The organism is Pseudomonas sp. RA_15y_Pfl1_P11, from assembly GCF_963970975.1.
In the GTDB taxonomy this organism is placed as follows: Bacteria; Pseudomonadota; Gammaproteobacteria; order Pseudomonadales; family Pseudomonadaceae; genus Aquipseudomonas; species Aquipseudomonas tritici.
This window is the reverse complement of sequence record NZ_CAXAOY010000017.1, coordinates 123,273-149,294: the sequence shown is the minus strand read 5'-3', so window position 1 is coordinate 149,294 and position 26,022 is coordinate 123,273. Positions and strand designations below refer to the sequence as shown.

The following is a 26,022-nucleotide window of genomic DNA, read 5'->3' as shown; positions in this document are numbered from 1 at the left end:
CGACAGCTCCCACATTTTGATCGTCGAACCGTACAGGCGATGCAGTCCCCTGTGGGAGCCGTCGAGCTTTAGCGAGGCCGCGAAGGCGGCAGCATGACTGGCAGTGATCTTGCCTGATGCCTATGATGTGGCCTTTCGCTCAACACCCCCTGGACACCCCATGCCCGCCCTCACTTTCCGCAACGCCCTCCCCGCTGACGCCCCGCGTTGCTTCGAGATCGAAACCACCGCCTACGAAGGCGACGAAGCCGCCACCCTGGGAAAAATCGCCACGCGCATTGCGCAGTATCCGCAGGGCTTTCTGATTCTGGAAGCCGATGGCGAGGTGGTAGGTTTTATCAACTGCGGCTGCGCTCATAACGTGGTGATGTCGGACGAGGCATTCAAGGAGTTGGTGGGGCATTCGGCCGAGGCGCCGAATGTGGTGATCATGTCGGTGGTGGTCGACCCGGCGCATCAGGGCAAGGGGTATTCCACGGCGTTGATGACCGAGTTTGTGCAGCGCATGCGCGGGATGGGCAAGCAGACGATCCACTTGATGTGCAAGGAACGGCATGTGCCGTTGTACGAGCGCATGGGCTATCGCTATGTGCGCCCTTCGCCGTCGGATCACGGTGGGATGGCGTGGCATGAAATGGAAATGGCGCTCCAGGGATGAATGCACCGCGTATTGAAGTCAGCGACCAACCCAACCCCGACGCCGAGCGCATCTTGGGCCATGGCCTCGCTGCCTTCAACGAAGCCATCACCGGCTACAACGATCGGCGCTTGCTCACGGTGCTGATCAAGGACCCCGATACCCAGCAAATCCTCGGCGGCATCACCGGCAAGACCACCTTGGGGATGGCCTTCCTCGACCTGTTCCACCTGCCCGATTCGCTGCGCGGCACAGGGCTCGGCAGCCAGTTGCTGCAAGCCTTCGAAGATGAGGCCCGGCGCCGGGGTTGTGCTAACGCGATGCTATATACCCTGAGTTTCCAGGCGCCGGGGTTTTACGAGAAGCATGGCTGGGTGCGGTTCGGCGAGATACCGTGCGAACCGCAGGGCAGCAGCCGGGTGTTTCTGTATAAGGTGTTGTGACGCGCACCGGCGGGGTTATTCTTCCTCACCCGGCAACGGAAAAATCACTTCCTGGGTGTCCAGGTTCCGGATGCTCGAATAGGTGCGGTATTCAGTGCTGTAGTTCGGCCCCACAGGCCCGATACCTTTGGTGCTGGCCGTCAGGCGATAGGTCACCACGTAACGCTGGCCGGCTTTGAAGTCGACGTCGTCCGCGCCTTTGTTGCAGAACGCGCCACCAGTGCCCAGGGCGTTCATCGACACGTTGCACCAGCGCAGCGAGTGCTTGCCCGGCGTGAGTTTGAGGGCTTGCTCACCGCTGACGTCGAGGATCGAGCGACGTCCTGCCCCGGGCAGCGGTTGGCCATCTACTTCGACGGCCAATACCAGGCGGTGGAACGGCACGCCCAGCTCGCGCTCGCGCCAGGTGTCGAAGTACACCAGCACCGCGTCCGGCGCGTTGTTGGACAGGTCGACGGGGTGAAGTTTTTCCGGGGCCCAGTCGCCCTGGTAGTTTTTGTAGTGGTAGTCGGAACAGGCGCCGAGCAGTGGGAGGGTCAATACGGCAGCGAGTTGGCCAAGGTACACGGCGGGGATGTGGCGGTGAGCTCCTGTGCCGCACTCGGCACCACGTTTACCGTGGAGTTTCAGGGCACGTAGACGCTGCCCTGCATGACCGGTTCCACACTGCCTGTCAGCACCACACCGCCCTCGCCTGCCCAGTGCACGGTCACCGTGCCGCCGTCGCATTGCACCTGCACCGTGGCATCCAGCAACCCACGTCGAATCCCGTTGACCACCGCCCCACAGCAGCACGAGCCGGACCCCAACGGCACGCCACCCCCGCGCTCCCAGATACGCAGGCGGATATGGCCCCGGTCGAGCACCTGCACGAAATGCACATTGGTCTTGGCCGGGAACAGCGGGTGATTTTCCAGCGTCGGGCCCAGGGCAGCTACGTCGATAACAGCAATGTCTTCCACGAAAAACGTGCAATGGGGGTTACCCATGCTGCAAGCCGCAGGGTTGCCTTCCAGAGGCAATGTGCGCGTGTCCATGGCCTCGGCCAGCGGCACTGCCACCCACTCCAGCGAAGGTTCGCCCATGTTCACCGACACTTGCCGCCCCGGCGCACGCACGCAGGTCAGCAGGCCCCGGTCAGTGCGCAGCACCACCGAATCCGTGCCGACCTCATGCATCAAACGGTCGGCCACACCACGGGTGGCGCTGCCACAGGTCGCCAGTGGCGTGCCGTTGGGGTTCCAGAATTTGATGCGTGCGGCGGCGTCTTCACAGTCGAGCAGCACGGCCAGTTGGTTGAAGCCGATTCCGGTGTGGCGGTTACCCAGTTGGCGGGCGATGTGCGGGGTGATCGGATCGTGCAGGCCACGACGGTCGATGATGATGAAATCATCGCCATGGGCATGCATTTTTACGAACGGCAAGTGCATCGGCTGTCCAGTGGTCGACCTGTGGGGAGAGTGAAGGATACTCTGAACGGGCCCAACCCCATCGAGAGCAACGCATGTTAATTGTCTTCAGCGGACTGCCCGGCACCGGCAAAACCACGATTGCCCAGGCCTTGGCGCGCCAGATCGGCGCGGTGTACCTGCGCATCGACGTGATTGAACAGGCGATCCGCGAGGCGGGTGTGTTGTCGAGCGATGTGGGCACCAGCGGCTATGGCGTGGCGAATGCGCTGGCGTTGAGCAATCTACGCTTGGGTCACTCCGTGGTGGCCGACTGCGTGAACCCGGTCGAGGAAAGTCGGGAGGCGTGGAAGACCGTGGCGGCAACGGCAGAACGGGCGTTGCTGGATGTCAGGGTGATTTGCTCAGACCGGCTGGAACATCAACGGCGGGTAGAAGCCCGTGCGGGGGACATTGCCGGCCTGGTGCCTCCAACCTGGGCGTCGGTTCTGGTGCATGAGTACGAAGATTGGAATGAAGCACCGCTGACGGTCGACACCGCCTTCATGACACCAGATCAGGCAACTGCAATGATTTTGACAAGTCTTACTTCTATGGCAGAAGAGGCCTTTGTAGTGAGCGTGCCCCTCAGAGCACACTCCCCATAGCCTTTATCAACACCAGGTCCCGCGCATAAATATCCGGCGCGTATACCAACCCGCCCTGGCGGTCGACCTCGACCGTCCAGTAGCCCAACAGCACCGGCACCGGTGTGGCCAACCTGAACTCATGGGTCACGCCGGTCGCCAGCAGCTCATCCGTGCGGGCGCGTTCGGCCGGGCTTACCAATAAATCCCTGAGCACCAACGGTTGCTCGACCCGCACACAGCCCGAGCTGAACGCCCGCGGCCCTTTGGTAAACAGTGGCTGGCTGGGCGTGTCATGCAGGTACACCGAAAACGGGTTGGAAAAGCGCATCACAATCTTGCCCAGCGGGTTGCGCGGGCCGGCTTCCTGGCGCAGCAGGATATTGCCGGGGCGTGCCCAGTCAATTTGCTCCGGTGCCAGCGGGTGGCCTTCAGCGTCGAGCACTTGCAGGTTTTGCTGGCGCAGGTATTCGGGGTTGAGGCGGATGGCCGGGAGCTTGTCCTCGCGCATGATGGTGGGCGGGATGGTCCAGGTGGGGTTGAGCGTCAGCCGCGTGATGCGCGATTTGAGCAGTGGCGTCTGACGTTCGGCGCGACCCACTTGCAGGCGGGTTTGCCATACCGGGATGCCGCTCTGGTACACGCTCAGTTGCGCGGCGGCGACGTTGACCAGCACGCCTTCAGGTTCCAGGTCCTGGGACAGCCAGCGGAAGCGTTCAAGGTTGATGCGCAGTTGTTCGCGGCGGATCGCCGGGCTGATATTCAGTTCAGCCAAGGTGCCGGCGCCGATCACGCCGTCAGCCTGCAACGAATGGCTGAGCTGGAAGGCCTTGACCGCCTTGACCAGCTCGTCGTTGTACTGCTTGCCGCTGGAGGCGTTGGCCAGGTAGCCGCCACTGATCAGGCGTCGCGCCAGTTCCGGCACGCGTGGGTCTTCCATGCCGGGGCGCAAGAGTGGGCCGCTGGCGACCGGGTCCCAATGGGGCAACGGCTGCTGGCGCACAGTGGCATAGGCGTTACGCAGGCTGCGGTAGAGGTCCGCGCTGGGGCGAGCCTGGTCAAACGCCTGGGCCATGTCTTGCAGGCCGGTGGCGGCAAAGGCCAGCACTTCGATGTTGGGATCGCGGGTGGGCGGTTGGGAATGCCACAACGGTTCGAAGCGCGATTGCTGCAGGCGCCCGTAGTGCAGATCCTGCAGCGCTTGCAGGTAGCTTTGGCTGATACTGATATCGCTGCACAGCACATTGGCCGTGGCGTGCGCCGAAGGCAAGCTATAGTGGGTGGGGTTCAGGCCGTCATCGGCGAGCATTTGCAGTTGGGTGTGCAAGGCTTGGCGGCGATCTTCGGCGGACCACAACGGCGCATTGCCCTCTTGTTGGTAGAAGGCTTGCAGGCGCAGTTGGCCGACGGCATCGATCTGCGCCGCCAGGCCTGGGCAGACACTGAGCAGTTGCGCCAACGCCTGCTGCACGGGCGCCAGATCGACCGGCGCCGGCGTGGTCACCGGCAACGGCTCAACCGGTAGCGCGTCGGCTGTCGCGACCAATGGTGCAACGAGCAGGCAAATGCTCAAGTAACATGCGTGTTTTTTGAACAATTGTCTTAGCTCCAATCCACAGCGGGGGAATGTACTGTAGATGTTGAATTTTCTTTGCCGCCTCGGCCTGATCGCCATGCCCTTGGTTACATTGAGCAATTTTGCGCTCGCCGCCAATGGGATTCCTCTTTCCTTGTATAGCAGCCTTGCGCGCTCGGCTCCAGAACTCAATCCCACTGTCTTGAAAAGCGCCCTGAACGCGGTGCAGTGCGCGGTCAATAACGGCGAGGAACGTTCCGACCGCCTGGCCGTCATTGATTACTCCCAGCCCTCGACCGCCCGTCGGCTGTGGATCTTCGATTTGCGCAAGAAGACCCTGGTGCTGCGCGACCTGGTGGCCCATGGCGCCAAATCCGGGGAGAACTTCGCCACGCAGTTCTCCAACCTGGAAGGCAGTCACCAATCCAGCCTGGGCCTGTTCCGCACCCAGGAGAGTTACTTGGGCACCCACGGTTACTCACTGCGCATGGATGGCCTGGAGCCGGGCTTCAATGACCAGGCCCGCGACCGCGCCATCGTGATTCATGCCGCCGACTACGTGAGCCCGTTGTGGAGCAAGCGCGAAGGCCGTATCGGCCGCAGCCAGGGTTGCCCGGCCGTGCGCCCGCAGGTGGCGCGCCAAGTGGTGGATAAACTCAAGGATGGGCAGTTCATGTTTTCGTGGTACCCCGACCAGCGCTGGTTGAAGTCCTCGACGTACCTCAATTGCAAACCCCAACAGGTGGCGAGTAGTCGTACAATCCGTGGCGGATAGCCTGTCCCCATAGATAAAAAAGAGAGCGTCGAATGCTTCTACACCAATCCACCTGGATCGAGATCGGGCAGTTTCTGGAGCGCAGCCGCACGGTGGTGATCCCCATCGGTTCCAACGAGCAGCACGGCCCCACCGGCCTGCTCGGTACCGACTGGATGTGCCCGGAAATCATCGCCCATGAGGCGCAAAAGAATGCCGACATCCTCATCGGCCCGACCTTCAATATCGGCATGGCCCAGCACCACCTGGGCTTCCCCGGTACTATTTCGCTGCGCCCTTGCACCTTCATGGCCGCAATTGGCGACTGGGTGCGTTCGCTGGCCGGGCATGGCTTCGAGAAGATCCTGTTCCTGAATGGCCATGGCGGCAATATCGCCACGATTGAAGCGGCGTTTTCCGAGCTGTACGCCGAAGCGAGCTTCGCCCGCCGCCCGGCCGGTTTTGCGTTGAAACTGGTGAACTGGTGGGACCTGGAAGGCGTGAGTGAGCTGGCTCAGCGCCAATTTCCAGTGGGCCATGGCAGCCATGCCACGCCATCGGAGATCGCGGTGACGCAGTGGGCGTACCCGGACTCGATCAAGACTGCCGACTACTCGCCACAAATCGCCAACACCGGGCCGATCCGCGAGGCGCTGGACTTCCGCGCGCGTTTCCCAGATGGGCGCATGGGCTCGGACCCAGCGCTGGCGACGGTAGAGAAAGGGGGGGAATTGGTGGCGCTGGCGGCTCAAGGGCTGGTCAAGACGGTCAACAATTTCAGCAACGAAGCCAAACCTTAAGCCCTACACACATCCAACTGTGGGCGCTGGCTTGCCAGCGCCCACAGGGATGGTGTGTTACTTACATTCCTGTGCAGCCAGCTCCAACCGCGACGGCGTAATCGTCGACGCCAGCGGCTTGCGTTCATACAAGAACACCTTGGCGCCCTCCTGGGACTTGTAGGCTTCCAGTACATCGTCAGCGGCAATCTTACTGGTCAACAACACCCTGGCGTGGCGCGAGCCCTGTGTCACGGTGGCGGTAATCCCGTGCTTTTCCAGCTTGGGCAACACACATTGCACATAAGCCTCGGGGGCCTTGCTGGTTTGCAGGGTTAGCGTTGGTGCGTTGGGAGCAGAAACACAACCGGCCAGCAACAGGGAAGCAAAGGCCAAGCCCTGGGCGAAAGAAAAGCGCATGAAAAATTCCTGACTATAAAAATAAGGGTTCACATCAACCCGCACGGACTAATGCCTTGAGCGACGCATCGAACTGCTTCAAGGCATCCAGTTGCACATCGCGCTGCCGCTCGATCTGCGCGGCAATCTCTGGCGCGGCCTTGTCACGTACCCACACCGATGGCACCTGCTTGTGCACCGAACCTTCGGCCTTGGCGATGTAGTGCAGGTTCGCGTCATAGAACCGCGCAATAAAATGCGCCTCGACCTGGTCATTACGCTGGGTCAACAGTTGGTTATGGGTATCGAGCATCACGACCACATCGGGGTGAGCCTGCACCAGGGCATCCAGGTTGTCGTAGACAGTCACCGACAAAAAACTGCCTTGCAGCGAGTTCATCAACCAATCAATGGCCAATTCCGGGTCGGAACTGTTGACGAACGCCTGGCGGATACGCACGTCGAGGGCATCCTTGGCGCCATTCAAGGCCATGTCGTGATAGCGTTCAAGGTAGCTGAGGTTGTCGCGGGTGTTATCGCTCAACAACACACCTAACGATTGCGTGTGCCGCAGGGAGTCTACGCTAATGACGATAGGTAGCAAATGGCTATCATCGGCGAGCGCGACGTTGTTCACGGCGACCGTGCCAAGCATCAGCATCATTAAAACAAGCTGAATAAATGTCCTCATCACGCATTTCCTTGAACAGCGTCTCGATGGGGGGGATTTTCCGCTTTTCCTGCAAAAACAGAACTTGCGATCCGTGATGGTGACTATTATCTGAACCGATAGTGCACTGATAAAACCTATAAGGACCACGCCATGAAGCCCCACCAGAAAACCTTCGACCGCATCCGCGAAGCCGTCCTGCCGGAGTTTCGCGAGCGGGTCGCCGATTACCTGGCCGACTATGAAAACGTACTGCAGGATGACGCGGCGGATACTGGACAAGTCACGGCCAGCGCCCAGCAACTACGCGGTTACCTGCGTGGCTTGAATACCACGCGGGTACTGGGCATGGCCGACTGGGAAGACCTCGACCGCCGCGTCTTGCACATCACTGAACGCTCTACAGTGCAGGGCGTTGTTGATTGACCCACGCCTGTACGGATGGCCGCTGCCACTGGCGCTGCGCGTAATCCACCAGTTCGGCGGGCACGCTGTCGCCGTTGAGGATCAGGCGGTTGAGCATTACCGCCAGGTCTACGTCCGCAATCGACCACTCGCCGAACAGGTACGCCGGGTTACCTGCCAACAGCGTTTGTGCCGCACTGATCAACTTCGCAGCGCCAGCTTCAGCCACGGATGAAAGGGGTGGCATTTTCTGCCCATAGAACACCACCATCGTCGAACGCTCCTGGCGAATCGGCAGCAAATCGCTGCGCAGCCACGCCTGCACCTGCCGCGCCCTCGCCCGCTGCTTGGGGTCGGCCGGGTATACCGGCGTTTCGGGGTAAGCCTGTTCAAGGTACTCAGTGATCGCCGAAGACTCCGACAGCGCAAAATCACCCTCTACCAAGGTCGGCACGCGCTGGGTCAGCGACAGTTGGGCGAAGTCGGCTGTCTGGTTCTGCGCAGCGTCCAGGTCGAGGGTGAGCGTATCGAACGCCAGGCCCTTTTCCTTCAAAGCCACGAACACCGACATCGCGTAAGGGCTGGTGTACACATGATCAACATACAGGCACAACGGACGCTGGCTCATAACGGCTCTCCTTGAATGGAACTCCACGCTACGAGATGTACGACGAGAAAGACAATGCGCTGTTTTTATGGGGGCATTCCTCGGCGGAATACCGGGCTAACCAGCAAACCCGCCCCTGTCCAGAAATGCACGTTCCTCATCCGTAGTCTGCCGAGCCAACACCTCATTACGATGGGGAAAGCGCCCGAAGCGCTGAATAATCTCAGCGTGTTCCTTGGCCCAATGGTAGGTGCTGGCGTCCAGTTGCTGGTTCAGGATCAGAGAGCGCTGCTGATCCGCCGGGTCCTCCGAATGTTCGAACGGCAGATAGCAGAACGCACGCAACGCCGGTTCGATCTGCCGGTCCAGCCCGGCGTCCACCATGCGCTGCGCATACAACCGCGCCAGCGGGTCGGTGGCGAACATGTGCGCGGTGCCACGAAAGGTATTGCGTGGGTATTGGTCGAGCAGGATCAGCAGCGCCAGCGCGCCCTGGGCCGAGTCCAGCCAGCTTTCCAGTTCGCGCCGGGCGGCTTGCAGGTGGGCGGCATGGAAGGTGTCGCGGAACGTGGCGTCGAAGGCGTCGTCCTTGGCGAACCAGCGTTTGGGGCCGGCCTGTTTCCAGAAGTCGATGACGGATTGTGGGGTAGTCATGGTGAGGGGCCTACACAGCGATTTCGCTGAAGGTACCAGAATCCATAGGACGGCAAGGATCAATGAGGGAGCAACGAATCGCGGCAACGCGCAGATTAATGTTATACGATAACGCAAAATTTCCACCCCGCCCTGTGACCCCGTCTATGACCGATGCTGTTCCGCTACGCCAACGCCTGCTTTCCATCGACGCCCTGCGCGGCCTGGTGATCCTGTTCATGCTGCTGGACCACGTGCGCGAAACCTTCCTGCTGCACCGCCAGGTCAGCGACCCGATGACCATCGACAGCACCGAGCCCGCACTGTTTATCAGCCGCACCCTCGCCCACCTGTGCGCGCCAGTGTTTGTATTGCTCACGGGGTTGTCGGCCTGGCTATACGGCCAGAAATACCAGGGCCGCCGCGATGTCTCGGCGTTCCTGTTGAAGCGCGGGCTGTTCTTGGTGGTACTGGAATTTACCTTGGTCAACTTCGCCTGGACCTTCCAGCTGCCGCCCAGCGTGATCTATATGCAGGTGATCTGGGCGATTGGCGTGAGCATGATCGCCCTGGCCGCGCTGGTCTGGTTGCCGCGCCCGCTGTTGATCGGGGTGGCGGTGGTGATCATTGCCGGGCACAACCTGCTGGATGGGCTGCATTTCGATGCGGGTTCGGCGTTGCATATTCCGTGGACAATCCTGCATGAGCGCAACTGGATCGAAGTGGGCGACTCGCTGCGACTGCGCACCACTTATCCGGTGCTGCCGTGGATCGGTGTGATTGCCCTGGGTTACAGCTTGGGCCCGCTGTTTGCCAATGGCATGCAGCCGGCGTTTCGCCGACGTTATCTGTTGCTGGGCGGTGTGGGTGCGTTGGTGGGGTTTGTGGTATTGCGCACGGCAAATGGCTATGGCGAGAAGCCCTGGCAGGCGTATGACAGTGGCGTGCAGACGTTGATGAGCTTTTTCAACGTCACCAAGTACCCGCCATCGCTGTTGTTTTTGGCGCTGACGTTGGGGATTGGGTTGTTGCTGTTGCTGGCGTTCGAACGTGCGGGGCAGAAACGCTGGATTGGCGTGCTCGCCACGTTCGGGGCTGCGCCGATGTTCTTTTATTTACTGCATCTGTATGTGTTGAAAGTGCTGTATGTCACGTGTGTGAGGTTGTTTGGCCTGAACCATGGCAACTACTTTGGGTTCGACGGCATGGGCGCTATATGGCTAATGGCGCTGTTGTTGCCCCTGGCGCTCTACCTGCCAGTGCGCTGGTTCGCCGGGCTAAAAGCCCGACGCCGGGACCTGGCCTGGCTCAAATACCTCTGACCTGACGCAGGCCCGCTCCCACATTTTTGACTGTGTTTGACTCAGGAATCAGGCCAGTTCGGCGCGCAGTTGACGGGCTGCCGTCACCAGGTGGATCAATGCCGCTTCCGTCTCCGGCCAACCTCGCGTCTTCAACCCACAATCCGGGTTCACCCACAACCGCTCCGCCGGAAGCCGCTTCGCCGCCTTGCGCAACAGATTGGCCATCTCCGAAGCATCCGGCACGCGCGGCGAGTGGATGTCATACACGCCCGGCCCAATGTCATTCGGGTAAGCGAAGGCTTCAAACGCATCCAGCAACGCCATATCCGAACGTGAAGTCTCGATGGTGATCACGTCAGCATCCATCGCCGCGATGCTTTCGATCACATCGTTGAATTCGCTGTAGCACATGTGGGTGTGGATCTGGGTTTCGTCACGCACACCTGAGGCGCACAGGCGGAATACTTCGGTGGCCCAATTCAGATAAAACTGCCACTGCGCCTGGCGTAGCGGCAGGCCTTCGCGGAATGCGGCTTCGTCGATCTGCACGATCTTGATACCGGCGGCTTCCAGGTCCACCACTTCATCACGAATGGCGAGGGCCAATTGACGGGCCTGCGCTTCACGGCTCACGTCTTCGCGGGGGAACGACCACATCAGCATCGTCACCGGGCCGGTCAGCATGCCCTTCATCACCTTGCCTGTCAGGCCTTGGGCGTAGCGTATCCATTCGACGGTCATGGCTTTCGGGCGGCTCAAGTCGCCCACAATCACCGCCGGTTTCACGCAGCGCGAACCATAGCTCTGCACCCAGCCGAAGCGGGTGAATGCATAGCCGTCCAGTTGTTCGGCGAAGTACTCGACCATGTCGTTACGCTCGGCTTCACCGTGCACCAGCACGTCCAGGCCGAGGTTTTCCTGCACCTCCACGGCGTGCTTGATCTCGCTGTGCATGGCTTCGACGTATTCGGCTTCGCTCAGTTTTCCAGCCTTGTACGACTGACGCGCCAGGCGAATCGACGCGGTCTGCGGGAACGAACCGATGGTGGTGGTCGGGAACAGCGGCAGTTTGAGGCCAGCACGTTGCTTCTCGATGCGCTGGGCAAACAGTGACTGGCGCCGGCTGTCCTTGGCGGTGATCGCAGCCACACGGGCTTGCACCGCAGGTTTGTGGATACGCGGCGACGCGGCGCGGGCCGCTTGTACGGCGCGGCTCTCAGCCAGGGCCGCCAGTACGCTTGGCGCTTCTGGCGCGTCGACCGCACGTGCCAACACGGCAACTTCAGCGCACTTCTGCACGGCAAACGCCAGCCAGCTTTTCAGCTCAGTATCTAATTTGTCTTCACGGCCCACATCCACCGGGCTGTGCAACAGGGAACAGGACGGCGCAACCCACAAACGATCACCCAGTTTCTCATGGGCGTGCTGCAAGGTAGCCAAGGCCTTTTCCAGGTCGCAACGCCAGACGTTACGGCCGTTGACCACGCCCAGGGACAGCACCTTATACGCCGGCAGGCGGTCGAGGATGGTCGGGTACTGGTCCGGCGCACGCACCAGGTCGATGTGCAGGCCATCCACCGGCAAGTTGGCGGCCAAACCGAGGTTCTCTTCCAGGCCACCGAAGTAAGTCGCCACCAGCTTTTTCAACGGGTCGCGCTGGATCTGGTTGTAGGCACGTTCAAAGGCGTTTTTCCAATCCTGCGGCAGGTCCAGCACCAGGATCGGCTCGTCGATCTGTACCCATTCCACGCCCAGTTCTGCCAGGCGCTGGAAGATCTGGCCGTACAGCGGCAGCAAACGGTCAAGCAAATCGAGCTTGTCGAAGTCGCCGCCCTTGGCCTTGCCTAGCCACAGGTAAGTCAGCGGGCCGATCACCACCGGCTTGACGTTGTGGCCCAGTTCGCGGGCTTCCTGGACTTCTTCGAACAGTTGCTCCCAGCCCAAGTGAAACTGCTGATCCGCACTGAATTCAGGCACCAGATAGTGGTAATTGGTATCGAACCACTTGGTCATTTCCTGGGCGTGGGCACCGCCGCAGCAGCTGTCGCTGACACCACGGGCCATGCCGAACAGGGTCTGCAACGTGGCGTTGCCATCCACCGGGCGGAACCGCTCCGGGATCACACCGAACATCAGTGAGTGGGTCAGTACCTGGTCGTACCAGGCGAAGTCACCGGCTGGCAGCAGTTCAATGCCGGCCTGTTTTTGCAAGTCCCAGTGGGTCTTGCGCAGGTCACGGCCAACGGCGCGCAGGCCGGCTTCGTCAAGTTCGCCCTTCCAGAACGCTTCCTGCGCTTTTTTCAATTCACGATCGCGTCCAATGCGCGGAAAACCAAGGGAATGAGCGACTGCCATGACTTACAACTCCAATGTCAATATTTATGGAGCCATTGTCGGCAGATGCAGACAGTGAGACAAACTCATTTTATTCGAGATGATCACAAGATCCGCTCATGTTGATAGGTAGTGAGCGGGCGACTCCCGCATTTGATCTTCTGGGTTTTCAGGGTTGTAATCGCGTGGGTATTTATCAAGAGTAGAATTTGCATGGATGCCGCCAACCACAGCCACTCCAGAAAATGCCAGGACACCCTTCCTTCCATACGTAAACTCGAACGACTTCCAGAACAGATCCGCGTGCTGGAAGCGCAGGCCGTCGCTGAAGGATTCAGATTCCTGACGCGCCTGGTGACCGAGTGGGATGACCACGCCAACCGATTCGAACAACCGGGCGAGTGCCTGTTGGGCGTATTTTGTGAAGGGACACTGGTTGCAATCGGCGGTCTTAACTGTGACCCCTATGCACCTCCAGGCACGGGACGACTACGTCGCGTCTACGTTGCGCCTGCCGTACGCGGTCGCAATGTCGGAAAAGCACTGGTGCAACAGCTGCTGGAACATGCCCGCGCGCAGTTCCAATCGGTTCGCCTGTCGACTGATACACCCGAAGCCGCAGCGTTTTATCTTCGCTGTGGCTTTCACCAAGTGGCGGATGACACGGCAACGCATGCAAAGGCACTGAAGGGCGACTGGGACGGGCACAGTCTGCACGGTTACTCAGATTAAACTGCGGGAGTTGTCGAGCTTCAGCGAGGCTGCGATGGCGGTGTGTCAGGCGGCATCTCTATCGGCAGTGCCACCGTCATCGCGGCCTCGCTGGGGCTCGACGGCTCCCACATTGGGTTTCGCGGTGTTTGGAAGGTGTTTACATCAATGGAATCGAATAACTCACGAACAGCCGATTCTGGTCCTGATCCCGTGCGACCTCGCTGCGCGAAACCCCATTACGCCAGCCAAACCCAACGTTCTTGAACGTACCGCTCTGCACCACGTAATCCAGGGAAATATCCCGCTCCCACTCGCTCGCGTCATTACCGCTGGTGGTGAGGATATGCTCGCCCTTCAAGTACATGAGCGACGCCTTCAAGCCAGGCACCCCGAGCGAAGCGAAGTCATAGGCATATTGCGCAAACGCCGTGCGCTCACCGGCCTGGATGAAGGTCTGCACGGTGCGGTCGGTGTAGAGGTACAGGCTGGAACCACCCTCCCCTTTATTCACCAAACCGCCCTGGTTGAGTTGGGCGAAGTTGCTGTCGTCCGAGACTTGCTGGTAACCGGCAGTAATCGCGTGTGGGCCCAGGGAATAGATGAACGCCGCGCTCCAGGTGTTGTTGTCGATTTCACCGGTGCCGTTCTTGGTATAACCGCCAAGTTTGTAGCCTTCGGCACGACCGGCGACGGTGCTGTTTTTGCCGTCAGACGTGGTCTTGAAGTAACGCAGGTCAGTCTTCAGCGAGCCGTATTCGCCGAGCGGCAACACGTGGATCAGCCCGGCAAAGTGCTGCTGGTAATAATCCTCAAGGTTGGCGTAGTAGTACTGGACCATCAGGTCCTTGGTTAGCTGGTAGTCGGCACCGGCATAGTTGAATTTATTGCTTTCCTGAGTGCCACCGGCCGCGGCCAGGCCGCTGCGATCACTGGAGCCTCGACCGGTGGTGTGTTGCAGTTGGCCGCCGACCAGGGTCAGGTTGTCGATGTCCTTGCTGGTGATTTGCCCGCCTTCGAACGACTGCGGTAACAGGCGGCCGTCGTTGCTCACCAGGATCGGCAGGTTCGGCCGCAGGTAACCGTAGCGCGCCTCGGTCTTGGCAAAACGCGCCTTAGCGGTGGCACCGCCACGGCTCCAGCTATCGGCGGCCTTACCGTCGTCGTTGGGGATCATCGAGCTGCCCACATGGCGGCCGGCGCCGCTGTCGAGGGTCAGGCCGAGCATGCCGACCGCATCCAGGCCAAACCCCACAGTGCCATCGGTAAAGCCTGACTGATAGTTGAGGATAAACGCCTGGCCCCACTCTTCAGTCTTCGACGGTGCGGCGGCGCCGTCACGGTTGTCGTTGTTGAAGTAGAAGTTGCGCATGCTCACGTTGGCTTTACTGTCACTCAAGAAATCAGCCGAAGCCAAGGGGCTCAGGGCAATGCCCAGGCCGCCGGTCAATACGCTTAATATATTCAAAGTGGCTTTCATCAGGACGAACTCCGGCGCGGAATCCAAGTTCCGGGCGCAAAAAATGGGCAGCAGGAAGCACGCGGCCAAACTCGGGTTGGCCGGTGCGTTAACTAACATTTACGACTTCGTTGCGCGAAGTGAACCTCCGTAAAACCTCAGTCAATCAAGCCATGAGCGTCATAAAACGGGTACGGCCCCGGGTAGTCCCCGAACACGCCGTTATGGCTGATCAAACCTTGTTGCGCCTCCCAGTGATGCAACAAATAGCCCGCCGGTTCCAGGTTGAAATGCGCGGGCGCCGCTTCTTGCAAATCCAGCACGATCTGGTGAGACGTGCCGGGACACACACAACTCAAGCTACCGCCGAAACGTCGCTGCATCGGCCGATGCAGATGCCCGCACAACAGCCGCTCCACTTGCGGATGGCGTGCGACGACCTGCTCCAGGCCGGCGGCGTTGATGAAGGGTTCGCGGTCCATATGGCCGATGCCGCTGATGAACGGCGGGTGGTGCAGGATCAGCAAGGTGGGGGCATCAGGACGCCGCGCCAGTTGCTCATCGAGCCACTGCAATTGGCTGTCCAGCAACTGCCCGCCATGGCCGCCGGGAATGGTGGAGTCGAGGCCGATCAGGCGCAGCGGATACTCGTCCACCACCCAGTCCAACGGGCCATCTGCCGACATTGGCAAATAAGGATGGTCACGGAACGCCTCCAGCAACGGCCCGCGTGTGTCATGGTTGCCAGGCACCAGGTAGCAGGGCATGTGCAGGCGTGCCAGTTCGGGGTGCAGCACGGCGTATTCATCGGCGCGACCGAAGTCCACCAAGTCACCGCTGATCACCACGATATCGGGCCGTGGGTGGCTGGCGTTCAAGTGGTCGACGGCGCGGCGCAACGCACCCAGGGTATCCACGACGCCGTAAGTCAGGCGCTGGCCGGCTTTGAGGTGCAGGTCGCTGATCTGCGCGACGAGAAACGGACGATTCACAATAGATTCTCAAGCATTCAGGGTGAACAACATGTGCGGCGCAACCGCCAGGGAAATCGGCGCGCCGACGGCGTACAGCTGGTTGTCGCTGCTGTCGACCAACAGCGGTTGCGGGCCGCCGACATCCACCAACAGGCGGCTTTGCGCGCCCTGGAAAAACTGCGCCAGCAGATGGCCGTGCAGGTGCCCCTCGCCCTCCATCACCCGCAGGTGTTCGGGGCGGCAGTAGACCGTGCCCGGCAGGTTGGCTTCGTGCCACGGCAACTCGCCGCCGCAGACTTTCAAGCCATGGGCCGACGGTTCAATCACCGCGAACGCATTGAGGTTGCCGACAAAACCCGCGACGAAGGCGTTGGCCGGTTTCTGGTAGATGTCCCGTGGGCTGGCCAACTGGGCGACGCGACCGTGTTCCATCACCAGGATGCGATCGCCCAGCGCCATGGCTTCACCCTGGTCGTGGGTGACGAACACCGACGTAATGCCGAGCCCGCGCAGCAGTTCATTCAACTCGCTGCGCAGGCGTTCGCGCAGTTGCGCGTCCAGCGCCGCCAGAGGTTCATCCAGCAATAAAACCTTGGGGCGCGGCGCCAACGCACGGGCCAAGGCCACGCGCTGACGCTGACCGCCGGAGAGTTCATGGATGCTACGCTTGCCGTGGTTCTGCAAACCCACCAGTTCCAGCAGTTCGTCACAACGCTTGTTGCGCTCCGGTGCCGACATGCCGCGAATTTTCAGGCCGTAGACGATATTGCCCGCCACATCCAAGTTGGGAAACAGCGCATAGTTCTGAAACACCATACCCACATCGCGCCGCTCGATGGGCAGGCGGGTCACGTTCTGGTCACCGAAAAACACCTGGCCCACATCCGGGCGCTCCAAGCCGGCAATCAGGCGCAGCGTGGTGGTTTTGCCACAGCCGGACGGGCCAAGGATCGCCAGGGTTTCGCCGCCTTCGACGGTCAGGTTCAAGTCATGCACGGCCACGGTGCCATCGGCGAACGCCTTGCGACAACCTTGCAGGCAGATAGTGATAGCGGTCATCGACGCTCTCCACGGGACAAACGGGCACTGATGGCCTGCAGTGCAATCAGCAGCGGCACGATCATCAGCAAAAAGATAAGGGTGTAGGCGCTGGCGATTTCCAGACGCGCCGAGGCGTAGCTGTCGGCCAGGCCGACGGGCAAGGTTTTGGTCATCGGCGTGTGCAGCATCCAGGTCAGGTTGAATTCACCCAGGGACAAGGTGACCACCATCAGCACACCTGCCAGAATCCCCGCCCGGCAGTTGGGCACCACCACGCTGAAAAAGCGCTTGACCGGCCCCGCACCTAGGCTGGCCGCCGCCTCCTCCAGCACCGGCAATTGCTGACGCTGCATCACCGCCATCACCGGGCGTACCAGGAACGGCAAAGTGAACAGCACATGGCCGACGAGGATGAACAGCCAACTGCTGCGAAAGCTGCCGAACTGGCCGTAGGTCAGCAGCAAGGCCAGCGCACTCGCCAGGCCGGGCATGGCCACCGGCAGCACCATCAACTCTTCGAAGGCGCGGCTGAAGCGGTTGTTCATGCGCACCAAGGCGTAGGCTGCCGGCACACCGATGACACAGACGCACACCGCGCAGGCCAAGGCCAACTGCAGCGACAGCCACACAGTCGGCGAATAGGCCTGCCACACCTGAATAACCCAATCGAAGGTCAAGCCACTGGACACACCCACGAAAAAGTTGCGGGTCAGCCCGGCCAGCAACGACATCAGCACCGGCACCAGCATGAAGGCGCACACCAGCAGGGTGAACAGCAGTTGAATCACAAACAGCGATGAGCGCTTCACAGCACAGTCCCCGCGTTTTTCACCAGGCGTCGCGTGAGCAGCAACACCGCCCAGGTCACCGCACCGAGTACCACCGACAGCGCAGCGGCGACGGCAAAATTGGCGTAGTTGGTGAATACATTGTAGATCGCCACCGGGGTGACATTGAGCCGCGTGCCTAAGGTAAAGGCGGTGCCGAAAGCGCCCATGGACGTGGCAAAGCAGATCGCCCCACAGGACGCCAACGCGGGTGCCAAACCGGGCACGATCACGTCGCAGACCACGCGCCAGTGCCCTGCGCCCAGTGAATGCGCGGCCTCCTCCAGGCTGCGGTCGAGGCTTTCGCAGGCGGCCATTACCGTGAGAATTACTCGCGGAATCGAGAAGTACAGGTAGCCCACAAACAGCCCCGCCAACGAGTAGGCGAAGATCCAACGTTCACCGGCCAGTTGCAGGCCCAGGGCGGCAAACAGACCTTGGCGCCCTGCTAACAGAATCACCAGAAAGCCCACCACCACGCCGGGAAAGGCCAAAGGAAAAGTGAGCAACGCCACCAGCGCCGAGCGCCCGAAGAACTGCTGTCGGGCGAGGAATACGCCGCTGATGCCGCCGATCACTAACGCGACCAACGTCACCAGCACCGCCAGGATCAGGGTTTGCCCAAGGCTGCCCAGGTACTGCGCGCTGCTGAGCACCTGCCAATAGCCGCTGCCACTGCTGTCGCGGCTCTCGGCGCCAAGCATCATCAGGTGTGCCAGCGGCAACAACCAGAACGCGAGCAGTACTGCAAAAGCCGGGGCCAGCGCCCAGGCTGCATGTCTTGCCGATGCGGCCACTTACTTGACCTCGTTAAGGTATCGGGCAGCGAAGGCTTCCTGCACAGCGGCCATTTTTTCGTAGTCCACCACACCGGCACGGGCGTAGTCGCTGTCCGGGAGGAACTGCGCGGCCACGTCAGCCGGCATTTTCATTGGCCGCACCGGGCGCAAGTAAGCCTTGGCCCAAAGCGCCTGGCCTTCGTCCGACAGCACGAAGTCGAGGACTTTTTCGGCATTGGCGCGGTGTGGTGCATTGGCGACCAGGCTCATCACGTAGGGCACGCTGATGCTGCCTTCTTTCGGAATCACGAAGGCGACGTTGGCGTTGTCTTTGTAGCGCGCGCGGTAGGCGTTGAAGTCGTAGTCCACCAGGATCGGCAATTCGCCGGACAGCACCCGCGCATAGGCGGTTTGCTTGGGCACGATGGGGGCGTTTTTCGCGAGTTTCTGGAAGTAATCGATGGCCGGGGCAAAGTTGTCCAGGTCGCCGCCCATGGCGCGGTTGATCGCCACTGCCGACACGTAGCCGACGAAAGCACTGGACGGGTCAAGGTAACCGACCATGCCTTTGTATTCCGGTTTGAGCAGGTCAGCCCAGCTTTGCGGCACCGGCAAACCACCGAGCGCGTCGACATTGACCATGATGCCCAAGGTGCCGGAGTGGATCGCGAACCAATGCCCGGCCGGGTCTTTCAGGCCAGCGGGGATCTGCTCCCAGGCCTTGGGTTTGTAGGTGTCGACCACGCCGGCTTTTTGCGCCTGCAGGCCGAAGGTCACGCCGTAGTAGACGACATCGGCGACCGGTGCGGCTTTTTCGGCTACCAACTGCGCCAAGGACTGGCCGGAGTTCTTGTTGTCCAGTGGCACCTGCACGCCGGTGCTGGCGGCGATGGCCTTGAGCTGGGTGCCCCAATCGGCCCAGTCCGGCGGGCAGTTGTAGCAGATCGCGGTTTCGGCGGACTGGGCCACGCTGGCCGCACCGCACAGCAACAGGGCTGCCAGGGTTTTACTGAGTGCGCGCATCAAGGGTCTCCTCGTAGGGTTGAGTACTTTCGCCAGGCCGGATATGGCAAGGCAGGCAATGGGACGTCGGAGCATTGCCGACGATTTGCGCCAGCAGTTGGTCAATCACGGTGCTGGCCAACAGCGCAATGGGCTGCACCACGCTGCACAGGGTCGGGTGCATCTGGGTGCCGAGGCTGATGCCGTCGAAGCCCATCACCGAAAGCTGTTGGGGCACGTTCCAGGCGTTGCGACGCAGTTCGGCGATCAGGCTGATCGCCAGGAAATCGTTGGAGCACACCAAGGCGGTGGGTGCATCGTCGCCGTGGAGGAAAGGTTCGATGGCGGCGAATTCAGCCTGGGTGTGGGCCGGCATTTCGATCACCGGACGGCTCTTGAGGCCGTATTCCTGCATGGCATCGCAGTAGCCGGCATAGCGCAGGCGAGCGCGGTCCGATTGCAACGCGGGGCCGGCGACCATGCTGATGCGCCGGTGCCCGGCTTCGAGTAAATACCGCGTGGCCATGGCCATGCCGGCCCGGTTGTCGACCGACACCGCGCTGTAATTGGGGTTGCTCGGTTGGTGATAGGCCAATACGAACGGGGTTTTCTCGGTGTTCAGGCTGCTGAGCACGACGTTGCTTTCGGCATCTGTGACCGTCAGCACCAGGCCGTCGACGCGCTGGCGGAGCAACTCTTCCACCACAATGCTTTCGCGTTCGCTGCTGTAGTCGGTGGTCGCCAGCAACAGGCTGTAGCCGCGCGAACGTGCCGCGCGCTCCATGGCCTGGAACTGTTCAGCGAACACCGGGTTGAGCAGGTTGGGCACCACCACACCGATCAACTGGGTGGTTTGCAGGCGCAATTGGCGACCCAGCAGATTAGGACGAAAGCCCAGCTCGCGGGCGGCGGCAAACACCTGCTCACGCGTCGCCGGGCGCACCTGGTCGGGGGAAGCAAAAGTGCGGGCGGCGGTGGCGCGGGATACGCCAGCCAGCCGTGCGACGTCTTTCAGGTCAGTCATGGTTACTCGCTTGAGATCGATCTCATTGGCGAGGACAGTACCGGGAGAATGTGGCATTCCGGCGGTAAGGAGATGACAGTTTGATGGCACCTGACTTGCTATACACAGATCAAAATGTGGGGTATGCCCATAGATGGTCATACTCCCCAGGTATTATTGAAAACCAAGGGCAGCAAATTCCGCCCACTAACCTTTCGATCTGATCCAAGTGCGGGCACAATGCGTGTCCTTTTTTGGCAGGCACCGCCGCAGGCTCTCAAAAATGATCAAAACGCCGTACTACCTCATCGATAAACAGAAACTTCTGGTCAACATGCAGAAGATTGCTTATGTGCGCGAGCAGTCCGGCGCCAAGGCGTTGCTGGCGCTCAAGTGCTTTGCCACCTGGTCGGTGTTCGACCTGATGCAGCAGTACATGGACGGCACCACCTCGTCGTCGCTGTATGAATTGAAGCTCGGCCGCCAGAAATTCGAAGGTGAAGCGCACGCCTACAGTGTGGCCTGGGCCGACGATGAAATCGAAGAGATGCTGGACAACTGCGACAAGATCATCTTCAACTCGATCAGCCAGCTGCAGCGCTTTGCCGAACGTTCCGAAGGCAAGACCCGTGGCCTGCGCGTGAACCCGCAGGTGAGCAGCTCCGACTACCTCCTGGCCGACCCGGCGCGCCCGTTTAGCCGCCTCGGCGAATGGGACCCGGTGAAGATCGACGGCGTCATTGATCAGATCTCCGGCTTCATGTTCCATAACAACTGCGAGAACGGCGATTTCAGCCTGTTCGACAAAATGCTCGGCACCATCGAAGAACGCTTCGGCGCGCTGCTGCACAAGGTCGAGTGGGTCAGCCTTGGCGGCGGCATCCATTTCACCGGCGAAGACTATGCCGTGGACGCGTTCTGCGCGCGCTTGAAGGCGTTCTCCGAGAAGTACGGCGTGCAGGTCTACCTGGAACCCGGCGAAGCGGCGATCACCAACAGCGCCTCCCTGGAAGTGACCGTGCTCGACACCCTCTACAACGGCAAAAACCTCGCCGTGGTAGACAGCTCCATCGAAGCCCACCTGCTGGACCTGCTGATCTATCGCCTCAACGCCAAGCTGGCACCGAGCGAGGGTGAACACACCGTCATGGTGTGCGGCAAATCCTGCCTGGCCGGGGACATCTTCGGCGAGTATCAATTTGATCGTCCGCTGGCCATCGGCGATCGGCTGTCGTTCATCGACACCGCGGGCTACACCATGGTCAAGAAAAACTGGTTCAACGGCCTGAAAATGCCGTCCATCGTAGTGAAACAACTCGACGGTACAGTCGAAGTGGTTCGTGAATTTGGTTACGACGACTACCTGTCCAGCCTTTCGTAAGCTGACGGATAAAGGAGAGATAAAGCAATTGAAAAAGAACGTTCTTATCATTGGTGCAGGAGGTGTCGCCAAGGTGGTGGCCCACAAGTGCGCGCAGCACAACGACGAACTCGGTCGTATTGCTATCGCGTCGCGCAACATCTCCAAATGCCAGGCCATCATCGACAGCGTCAAGGCCAAGGGTAGCCTCAAGGTTCCCGCCGACATCCAGGCCTTCGCGCTGAACGCCCTGGACGTGGAAGCGACCAAGGCCCTGATCCGCGAGACCGAATCGCAGATCGTCATCAACGTGGGTTCCGCGTTCCTCAACATGTCGGTACTGCGTGCCTGCATCGACACGGGCGTTGCGTACCTCGACACCGCGATCCACGAAGAGCCGGGCAAGGTCTGCGAGACCCCGCCGTGGTACGGCAACTACGAATGGAACCACCTGGAAGAGTGCAAACAGAAGAACATCACCGCCATCCTTGGCGTGGGCTTCGACCCAGGTGTCGTCAACGCGTACGCCGCGCTGGCGCAGCAACAGCATTTCGACCGCATTGACTCGATCGACATCCTCGACGTCAATGCCGGCTCCCATGGCAAATACTTCGCCACCAACTTCGACCCGGAAATCAACTTCCGCGAGTTCACCGGACAGGTATGGAGCTGGCAGAACAGCCAGTGGACCAGCAACACCATGTTCGAAGTCAAACGCACCGACGACCTGCCGGTCGTCGGTTCGCAGAACCTTTACCTCACCGGCCACGATGAAGTGCACTCACTGTCGAAAAACCTCGACGTGCCCAACGTGCGCTTCTGGATGAGCTTCGGCGAACACTACATCAACGTGTTCACCGTACTGAAAAACCTCGGCCTGCTCTCCGAGAAGCCGGTCACCACCGCCGAAGGCCTGGAAGTCGTGCCGCTGAAACTGGTCAAGGCCGTACTGCCCGACCCGTCTTCGCTCGCGCCGGGCTACACCGGCAAGACCTGCATCGGCGACCTGGTCAAAGGCACCAAGGACGGCCAGCCGCGTGAGATGTTCATCTACAACGTGGCGTGCCATGAAGAAGCCTTTGCCGAGACAGACAGCCAGGGCATCTCGTACACCGCAGGCGTTCCCCCCGTAGCCGCTGCGCTGCTGGTAGCGCGCGGTGAGTGGGATGTGAAGCACATGGCCAACGTCGAGGAACTGCCCGCTGAGCCGTTCCTGAAAGCGCTGGACGTGATGGGGTTGCCGACTCGTATTAAAGACGAGAACGGTGATCGGGCTTGGAACGCGATTGCCTGAATAGGCGATAGCTGACCACAAAAAAATGCGCCCCGAGGGGCGCATTTTTTGTTGGGACTCACATAACTCCCAAAGAGCAATGAAAGTCAAAATGTGGGAGCTGGCACTGCGCCCCAGATTCTCGGATATTTCTCACAACCGTTTCAGGTTGTCGCTCGGAAGTGCGCTGACTAACCTCTCTGCCGTCGCTGCCAATTCAGCGACCGGATTTGACCGTCCGACTTCAAAGAGCAACTGCAACTACACCGATCTTCGGCGTTTTTTTTACGCCTGATGTATTGTGTCGCGGCAGCTGTACGCGGGATACCTTCGGGTATGCCGGTTTTGCTTCTTTGGCCGGTCGGTCAACCCGCGTATAGCTGCCACCCTAATTCGGTTGACCGCGAATCGTGGCAGCTCCATTTACAAAGGAACTTCACCATGATCAAAGACAGTCCAAATCCCCCAGAAACACTCTTCACCGTGTGTCCTGATTTAGGCACGGAAACTCACCCGCTCCTCAACCAAGGAAACTCGAATAAAGTCAGACAACGCAGACGCTATGTAAGAGTCGACTTGTCGTGAGGGAAAAGCGATTTGATCGCCGTCCACGATCAGGTCTTCGAGCTTGGCAAGAGAATCAGGGAATTTTAAAAGTAATGTATGGCCACGTTAGAACGGAATCGCCCGAATGGCATATTGATCAAGCCCAAACGCAGCGAATTCAAACACCCCCGTTTCACGGATGCTCAACTCAATTGCATCAGGGTTGATGTAGTTCACCAGCAAATGAGCCGGAACTTTCGAGCTGAACGTGCTCTTTCCACTCCCGTTCGGTCCGGCGAACAGCCGGACGCGGGGGGTGGTGCTCAAGCCTGAATCTGCGCCTCAGTGATTTGTGGCTTAACTTTTTTACGTGACATGTTGGTCTCCGGCTCAGGGCAGGGGCAGATCAATGGCAGTTAGCATAGATCACCTCAAGCGTTGAACGCAGACTCGACTTTACCTCAATGTGTGTCCCATGTCCTCACACCCGGCTTGCGAACCAACATTTGCGTACTTCCCGTCCGAGACCTCAAAACACCGACCATCCGATCCGCTCACTCAACAACTCCAACGCCTTCATCCCCGCCAACGAGTTCCCCGCCGCGTTCAGCTCCGGCGACCACACGCACACCGTAAACTGCCCCGGGACCACCGCGACAATCCCGCCGCCCACACCGCTTTTGCCGGGTAATCCCACGCGATAGGCGAAGTTCCCCGCCTCGTCATACAGCCCGCTGGTGGCCATGATCGAGTTGACTTGCTTGGTCTGGCGCGCGGTCAGGATTTGCTCGCCGCTGTGGGCGCTGGTGCCCTCGTTGGCGAGAAAGCTGAACGCCTTGGCCAGGTCCAGACAGCTCATCTGCAACGCGCAGTAGTTGAAGTAGCTGTGCAGCACCGCGTCTACATCGTTGTGGAAGTTACCGAAGGACTTCATCAGGTAAGCCATGGCCGCGTTGCGCGCGCCGTGCTGGGCTTCGGAGTCGGCGACGACGCTGTTCACCAGGATTTGCGGGTTGCCGGACAGGCGCCGTACAAAGTCGCGCATCGAAAGAATTGGCACGGCAAAGCGCGATTGGTTGATGTCACAGATCACCAGCGCGCCCGCATTGATAAACGGATTACGTGGGCGGCCGCGCTCGAATTCCAGTTGCACCATGGAGTTGAACGGTTGCCCGGACGGTTCGTGGCCCAGGCGTTCCCAGATGGTTTCGCCGCCGTGATCGATGGCCTGTACCAGGCTGAACACCTTGGAGATGCTCTGCACCGAGAACAACGTATCGGCGTCACCGGCGCGGTAGGCCGAGCCGTCGTTGCCGTACACGGCGATGCCGATCTGGTTGGCCGGCACATCCGCCAGCGCGGGGATGTAGTCGGCGACGTTGCCGAGGCCGATCAGGGGGCGCACTTCGTCAAGGATCGAGTCCAGCAGCGCCTGCATATCTTGTCCTGTCATCTGTCTTTGAATCGGTAATAAGCGGGGCGCGGAGGATACTTCAATGCGCGCGGAAGCCCCACACAATCTCTACCACCCGCTCGGCCACCACCAGATACACCAGGATCAACAACAGCTGTAGCGCCAGGTGATAACGCAGCTTGGCCAATCGACGGATGCCATCGCTGACGTTCAACAGCATCGACAGCACAATAAGCCCCCAGCCGGCCACGCTGGAGGCAAACACCCCGATAAACAGGTCCTGCTGGCCCACGAGCGTATTGGTCCCTGCCGCAAACAACAGCGCGCACACCAGCAGGTTTTTCACGTTGTCGAAAATCTGTGTGCTCAGATCGTTTTCCAGCAAGGCCAAATACCGCTTCCATAACGCGTGCATGGGTAACTACCGGGTAGGGATCGCTCGTCAATCAAAGTAGTCCAATTGCCCGTACACTGCACCGCTGCGCTTACCCAATGAGGACTTTTGCATGAAATTGATGATCGGCCTGGCCGCCCTGCTGTTGGTATCGGCTTGCACTTCAACAGCACCTAACACGCCACCTGCGCAAGACTCCGCCGCATCGACTTGCCTGGCAGGCGGCGGCACGATGAAGCAAGTCGGCAAGTTGCAGAGCTGGAAATGCATCACGCCGTACAAGGATGCAGGCAAGGCGTGTACCGACTCTAGTCAGTGTGATGGCGAGTGCCAGACCAGTGTCACCACCCAAACTGGCAGCACGCCGATCAGCGGCACCTGCCAAGCGGACAACAGCCACTTCGGCTGCTCGGCGACGGTGGAAAAAGGCAAGCTCGGCCGGGCGATTTGCGTGGACTAAGGGTCACCCCGCTAGAACTGTGGGGGCTGCCTTGCCTGCTCCCACATTGAGCGCGTTCAGCATGTGAGATCAGCGAGGCCCATGTACTCGCGCAACGTCTCCCTTCATACGCCGTGCGGAACAACCCCTTGCGCTGCAAATGCGGAATCACTCTCTCCACACACTCCGTGAACGAGCCCGCCAGATACCCCGGCGAAGCCAAG

29 protein-coding genes and 1 pseudogene are annotated in these 26,022 nt (G+C 60.3%); 11 read left to right on the top strand and 19 right to left on the bottom strand.

The genetic code is table 11. The features are described from left to right. Window positions 1-160: 160 nt before the first annotated feature. The gene (locus AACY44_RS20925; RefSeq protein ID WP_339421324.1) at window positions 161-658 is read left to right on the top strand and encodes a GNAT family N-acetyltransferase; all 498 of its coding nucleotides are present in this window, start codon (window positions 161-163) and stop codon (window positions 656-658) included. Next, window positions 655-1,080 (top strand): GNAT family N-acetyltransferase, encoded by a 426-nt coding sequence (locus AACY44_RS20920; RefSeq protein WP_339421323.1) that lies wholly within the window; start codon window positions 655-657, stop codon window positions 1,078-1,080. The genes AACY44_RS20925 and AACY44_RS20920 overlap by 4 nt, the downstream gene beginning before the upstream one ends. Before the next feature lie 15 nt (window positions 1,081-1,095). Here the strand turns inward: AACY44_RS20920 and AACY44_RS20915 are convergent, their stop codons facing one another. Together AACY44_RS20915 and dapF are read right to left on the bottom strand one after the other, a co-directional pair. Further along, the gene (locus AACY44_RS20915; protein WP_339421322.1) at window positions 1,096-1,647 is read right to left on the bottom strand and encodes a hypothetical protein; all 552 of its coding nucleotides are present in this window, start codon (window positions 1,645-1,647) and stop codon (window positions 1,096-1,098) included. Between the two features lie 59 nt (window positions 1,648-1,706). After that, on the bottom strand, window positions 1,707-2,510 hold the full coding sequence (gene dapF, locus AACY44_RS20910; protein ID WP_339421321.1) for a diaminopimelate epimerase: 804 nt from the start codon (window positions 2,508-2,510) through the stop codon (window positions 1,707-1,709). A gap of 74 nt (window positions 2,511-2,584) precedes the next feature. Between dapF and AACY44_RS20905 the strand changes: the two genes are divergently transcribed. Continuing rightward, window positions 2,585-3,136 (top strand): AAA family ATPase, encoded by a 552-nt coding sequence (locus AACY44_RS20905; RefSeq protein WP_339421320.1) that lies wholly within the window; start codon window positions 2,585-2,587, stop codon window positions 3,134-3,136. Here the strand turns inward: AACY44_RS20905 and AACY44_RS20900 are convergent. Further along, window positions 3,117-4,712: a L,D-transpeptidase family protein gene (locus AACY44_RS20900; protein WP_339421319.1), complete on the bottom strand. Its 1,596-nt coding sequence runs from the start codon at window positions 4,710-4,712 to the stop codon at window positions 3,117-3,119. The genes AACY44_RS20905 and AACY44_RS20900 overlap by 20 nt on opposite strands. Window positions 4,713-4,752: 40 nt before the next feature. Between AACY44_RS20900 and AACY44_RS20895 the strand changes: the two genes are divergently transcribed. Both AACY44_RS20895 and AACY44_RS20890 read left to right on the top strand, forming a co-directional pair. Continuing rightward, window positions 4,753-5,466, top strand: a complete 714-nt coding sequence (locus tag AACY44_RS20895) for a murein L,D-transpeptidase catalytic domain family protein (protein WP_339421318.1) — start codon at window positions 4,753-4,755, stop codon at window positions 5,464-5,466. A 32-nt stretch (window positions 5,467-5,498) separates the two neighbouring features. Continuing rightward, window positions 5,499-6,245, top strand: a complete 747-nt coding sequence (locus AACY44_RS20890) for a creatininase family protein (protein ID WP_339421316.1) — start codon at window positions 5,499-5,501, stop codon at window positions 6,243-6,245. A 57-nt stretch (window positions 6,246-6,302) separates the two neighbouring features. On the opposite strand, the gene AACY44_RS20885 is transcribed toward AACY44_RS20890, so the two are convergent. After that, entirely contained in the window at window positions 6,303-6,644 is a 342-nt protein-coding gene (locus AACY44_RS20885; protein WP_339421314.1) for a hypothetical protein, read from the bottom strand. 34 nt (window positions 6,645-6,678) lie between these two features. Continuing rightward, the gene (locus AACY44_RS20880; RefSeq protein ID WP_339421312.1) at window positions 6,679-7,314 is read right to left on the bottom strand and encodes an ATPase; all 636 of its coding nucleotides are present in this window, start codon (window positions 7,312-7,314) and stop codon (window positions 6,679-6,681) included. Between the two features lie 132 nt (window positions 7,315-7,446). On the opposite strand from AACY44_RS20880, the gene AACY44_RS20875 reads away from it, so the two are divergent. Next, window positions 7,447-7,719 (top strand): hypothetical protein, encoded by a 273-nt coding sequence (locus AACY44_RS20875; RefSeq protein ID WP_339421311.1) that lies wholly within the window; start codon window positions 7,447-7,449, stop codon window positions 7,717-7,719. Here the strand turns inward: AACY44_RS20875 and yfcF are convergent. Beyond that, a complete protein-coding gene (gene yfcF / locus AACY44_RS20870) occupies window positions 7,694-8,326 on the bottom strand; it encodes a glutathione transferase (protein ID WP_339530967.1) in 633 nt (210 codons plus the stop codon). The two genes, AACY44_RS20875 and yfcF, sit on opposite strands and share 26 nt — an antisense overlap. 96 nt (window positions 8,327-8,422) lie before the next feature. Then, window positions 8,423-8,959, bottom strand: a complete 537-nt coding sequence (locus tag AACY44_RS20865) for a DUF924 family protein (RefSeq protein WP_339428505.1) — start codon at window positions 8,957-8,959, stop codon at window positions 8,423-8,425. 146 nt (window positions 8,960-9,105) lie between these two features. On the opposite strand from AACY44_RS20865, the gene AACY44_RS20860 reads away from it, so the two are divergent. Further along, window positions 9,106-10,260: a DUF1624 domain-containing protein gene (locus tag AACY44_RS20860; protein ID WP_339530965.1), complete on the top strand. Its 1,155-nt coding sequence runs from the start codon at window positions 9,106-9,108 to the stop codon at window positions 10,258-10,260. A 48-nt stretch (window positions 10,261-10,308) separates the two neighbouring features. On the opposite strand, the gene metE is transcribed toward AACY44_RS20860, so the two are convergent. Further along, window positions 10,309-12,597, bottom strand: a complete 2,289-nt coding sequence (gene metE, locus AACY44_RS20855) for a 5-methyltetrahydropteroyltriglutamate--homocysteine S-methyltransferase (protein ID WP_339530963.1) — start codon at window positions 12,595-12,597, stop codon at window positions 10,309-10,311. A gap of 192 nt (window positions 12,598-12,789) precedes the next feature. Here metE and AACY44_RS20850 point away from each other — a divergent pair, with 192 nt between their 5' ends. Further along, window positions 12,790-13,308 carry a GNAT family N-acetyltransferase gene (locus AACY44_RS20850; protein WP_339428502.1) on the top strand — a complete coding sequence of 173 codons (519 nt, stop codon included), beginning with the start codon at window positions 12,790-12,792 and terminating at the stop codon, window positions 13,306-13,308. 139 nt (window positions 13,309-13,447) lie between these two features. Here the strand turns inward: AACY44_RS20850 and AACY44_RS20845 are convergent, their stop codons facing one another. The 7 genes from AACY44_RS20845 to AACY44_RS20815 form a co-directional block, all read right to left on the bottom strand. Beyond that, entirely contained in the window at window positions 13,448-14,767 is a 1,320-nt protein-coding gene (locus tag AACY44_RS20845; protein WP_339436933.1) for an OprD family porin, read from the bottom strand. 137 nt (window positions 14,768-14,904) lie between these two features. Continuing rightward, window positions 14,905-15,738, bottom strand: coding sequence for a phosphodiesterase (locus AACY44_RS20840; protein ID WP_339420796.1), 834 nt, complete (start codon window positions 15,736-15,738; stop codon window positions 14,905-14,907). A 9-nt stretch (window positions 15,739-15,747) separates the two neighbouring features. Further along, on the bottom strand, window positions 15,748-16,779 hold the full coding sequence (locus AACY44_RS20835; RefSeq protein ID WP_339420798.1) for an ABC transporter ATP-binding protein: 1,032 nt from the start codon (window positions 16,777-16,779) through the stop codon (window positions 15,748-15,750). Continuing rightward, window positions 16,776-17,570 carry an ABC transporter permease gene (locus AACY44_RS20830; RefSeq protein WP_339530961.1) on the bottom strand — a complete coding sequence of 265 codons (795 nt, stop codon included), beginning with the start codon at window positions 17,568-17,570 and terminating at the stop codon, window positions 16,776-16,778. Before AACY44_RS20830 ends, AACY44_RS20835 begins: the two co-directional genes overlap by 4 nt. Beyond that, window positions 17,567-18,385 carry an ABC transporter permease gene (locus AACY44_RS20825; RefSeq protein ID WP_339420802.1) on the bottom strand — a complete coding sequence of 273 codons (819 nt, stop codon included), beginning with the start codon at window positions 18,383-18,385 and terminating at the stop codon, window positions 17,567-17,569. Before AACY44_RS20825 ends, AACY44_RS20830 begins: the two co-directional genes overlap by 4 nt. Then, entirely contained in the window at window positions 18,386-19,390 is a 1,005-nt protein-coding gene (locus AACY44_RS20820) for an ABC transporter substrate-binding protein (RefSeq protein WP_339428499.1), read from the bottom strand. Beyond that, window positions 19,374-20,393 carry a LacI family DNA-binding transcriptional regulator gene (locus AACY44_RS20815; RefSeq protein ID WP_339420806.1) on the bottom strand — a complete coding sequence of 340 codons (1,020 nt, stop codon included), beginning with the start codon at window positions 20,391-20,393 and terminating at the stop codon, window positions 19,374-19,376. Before AACY44_RS20815 ends, AACY44_RS20820 begins: the two co-directional genes overlap by 17 nt. A 262-nt stretch (window positions 20,394-20,655) precedes the next feature. Between AACY44_RS20815 and AACY44_RS20810 the strand changes: the two genes are divergently transcribed. Continuing rightward, window positions 20,656-21,753, top strand: a complete 1,098-nt coding sequence (locus AACY44_RS20810; protein ID WP_339428498.1) for a carboxynorspermidine decarboxylase — start codon at window positions 20,656-20,658, stop codon at window positions 21,751-21,753. 28 nt (window positions 21,754-21,781) lie between these two features. Further along, window positions 21,782-23,026: a saccharopine dehydrogenase family protein gene (locus tag AACY44_RS20805; protein WP_339420810.1), complete on the top strand. Its 1,245-nt coding sequence runs from the start codon at window positions 21,782-21,784 to the stop codon at window positions 23,024-23,026. A 651-nt stretch (window positions 23,027-23,677) separates the two neighbouring features. Here the strand turns inward: AACY44_RS20805 and AACY44_RS20800 are convergent. The 3 genes from AACY44_RS20800 to AACY44_RS20790 all read right to left on the bottom strand — a co-directional run bounded on the left by AACY44_RS20800 (window position 23,678) and on the right by AACY44_RS20790 (window position 25,380). Continuing rightward, window positions 23,678-23,878: a hypothetical protein gene (locus AACY44_RS20800; RefSeq protein ID WP_339420812.1), complete on the bottom strand. Its 201-nt coding sequence runs from the start codon at window positions 23,876-23,878 to the stop codon at window positions 23,678-23,680. 202 nt (window positions 23,879-24,080) lie between these two features. Then, a complete protein-coding gene (glsB, locus tag AACY44_RS20795) occupies window positions 24,081-24,989 on the bottom strand; it encodes a glutaminase B (protein ID WP_339428496.1) in 909 nt (302 codons plus the stop codon). 55 nt (window positions 24,990-25,044) lie between these two features. Further along, window positions 25,045-25,380, bottom strand: coding sequence for a hypothetical protein (locus tag AACY44_RS20790; protein WP_339530958.1), 336 nt, complete (start codon window positions 25,378-25,380; stop codon window positions 25,045-25,047). Window positions 25,381-25,471: 91 nt separating this feature from the next. Here AACY44_RS20790 and AACY44_RS20785 point away from each other — a divergent pair, with 91 nt between their 5' ends. Next, complete coding sequence (locus AACY44_RS20785; protein WP_339436938.1) at window positions 25,472-25,819, top strand: hypothetical protein; 348 nt, start codon at window positions 25,472-25,474, stop codon at window positions 25,817-25,819. 56 nt (window positions 25,820-25,875) lie between these two features. Here AACY44_RS20785 and AACY44_RS20780 read toward each other — a convergent pair. Further along, window positions 25,876-26,015: pseudogene (locus AACY44_RS20780) on the bottom strand (LLM class flavin-dependent oxidoreductase); the annotation flags it as partial. Window positions 26,016-26,022 lie beyond the last annotated feature (7 nt).

What these genes read in the sequence shown, in the direction of transcription:
- AACY44_RS20905 (WP_339421320.1), top strand. Translation starts at nt 2,585, where the DNA reads ATGTTAATTGTCTTCAGCGGACTGCCCGGCACCGGCAAAACCACGATT.
- AACY44_RS20920 (WP_339421323.1), top strand. Translation starts at nt 655, where the DNA reads ATGAATGCACCGCGTATTGAAGTCAGCGACCAACCCAACCCCGACGCC.
- AACY44_RS20925 (WP_339421324.1), top strand. Translation starts at nt 161, where the DNA reads ATGCCCGCCCTCACTTTCCGCAACGCCCTCCCCGCTGACGCCCCGCGT.
- glsB (WP_339428496.1), bottom strand. Translation starts at nt 24,989, where the DNA reads ATGCAGGCGCTGCTGGACTCGATCCTTGACGAAGTGCGCCCCCTGATC.
- AACY44_RS20885 (WP_339421314.1), bottom strand. Translation starts at nt 6,644, where the DNA reads ATGCGCTTTTCTTTCGCCCAGGGCTTGGCCTTTGCTTCCCTGTTGCTG.
- AACY44_RS20850 (WP_339428502.1), top strand. Translation starts at nt 12,790, where the DNA reads ATGGATGCCGCCAACCACAGCCACTCCAGAAAATGCCAGGACACCCTT.
- yfcF (WP_339530967.1), bottom strand. Translation starts at nt 8,326, where the DNA reads ATGAGCCAGCGTCCGTTGTGCCTGTATGTTGATCATGTGTACACCAGC.
- AACY44_RS20790 (WP_339530958.1), bottom strand. Translation starts at nt 25,380, where the DNA reads ATGCACGCGTTATGGAAGCGGTATTTGGCCTTGCTGGAAAACGATCTG.
- AACY44_RS20835 (WP_339420798.1), bottom strand. Translation starts at nt 16,779, where the DNA reads ATGACCGCTATCACTATCTGCCTGCAAGGTTGTCGCAAGGCGTTCGCC.
- AACY44_RS20895 (WP_339421318.1), top strand. Translation starts at nt 4,753, where the DNA reads ATGTTGAATTTTCTTTGCCGCCTCGGCCTGATCGCCATGCCCTTGGTT.
- AACY44_RS20865 (WP_339428505.1), bottom strand. Translation starts at nt 8,959, where the DNA reads ATGACTACCCCACAATCCGTCATCGACTTCTGGAAACAGGCCGGCCCC.
- AACY44_RS20875 (WP_339421311.1), top strand. Translation starts at nt 7,447, where the DNA reads ATGAAGCCCCACCAGAAAACCTTCGACCGCATCCGCGAAGCCGTCCTG.
- AACY44_RS20785 (WP_339436938.1), top strand. Translation starts at nt 25,472, where the DNA reads ATGAAATTGATGATCGGCCTGGCCGCCCTGCTGTTGGTATCGGCTTGC.
- AACY44_RS20880 (WP_339421312.1), bottom strand. Translation starts at nt 7,314, where the DNA reads ATGAGGACATTTATTCAGCTTGTTTTAATGATGCTGATGCTTGGCACG.
- dapF (WP_339421321.1), bottom strand. Translation starts at nt 2,510, where the DNA reads ATGCACTTGCCGTTCGTAAAAATGCATGCCCATGGCGATGATTTCATC.
- AACY44_RS20860 (WP_339530965.1), top strand. Translation starts at nt 9,106, where the DNA reads ATGACCGATGCTGTTCCGCTACGCCAACGCCTGCTTTCCATCGACGCC.
- AACY44_RS20845 (WP_339436933.1), bottom strand. Translation starts at nt 14,767, where the DNA reads ATGAAAGCCACTTTGAATATATTAAGCGTATTGACCGGCGGCCTGGGC.
- metE (WP_339530963.1), bottom strand. Translation starts at nt 12,597, where the DNA reads ATGGCAGTCGCTCATTCCCTTGGTTTTCCGCGCATTGGACGCGATCGT.
- AACY44_RS20820 (WP_339428499.1), bottom strand. Translation starts at nt 19,390, where the DNA reads ATGCGCGCACTCAGTAAAACCCTGGCAGCCCTGTTGCTGTGCGGTGCG.
- AACY44_RS20815 (WP_339420806.1), bottom strand. Translation starts at nt 20,393, where the DNA reads ATGACTGACCTGAAAGACGTCGCACGGCTGGCTGGCGTATCCCGCGCC.
- AACY44_RS20890 (WP_339421316.1), top strand. Translation starts at nt 5,499, where the DNA reads ATGCTTCTACACCAATCCACCTGGATCGAGATCGGGCAGTTTCTGGAG.
- AACY44_RS20810 (WP_339428498.1), top strand. Translation starts at nt 20,656, where the DNA reads ATGATCAAAACGCCGTACTACCTCATCGATAAACAGAAACTTCTGGTC.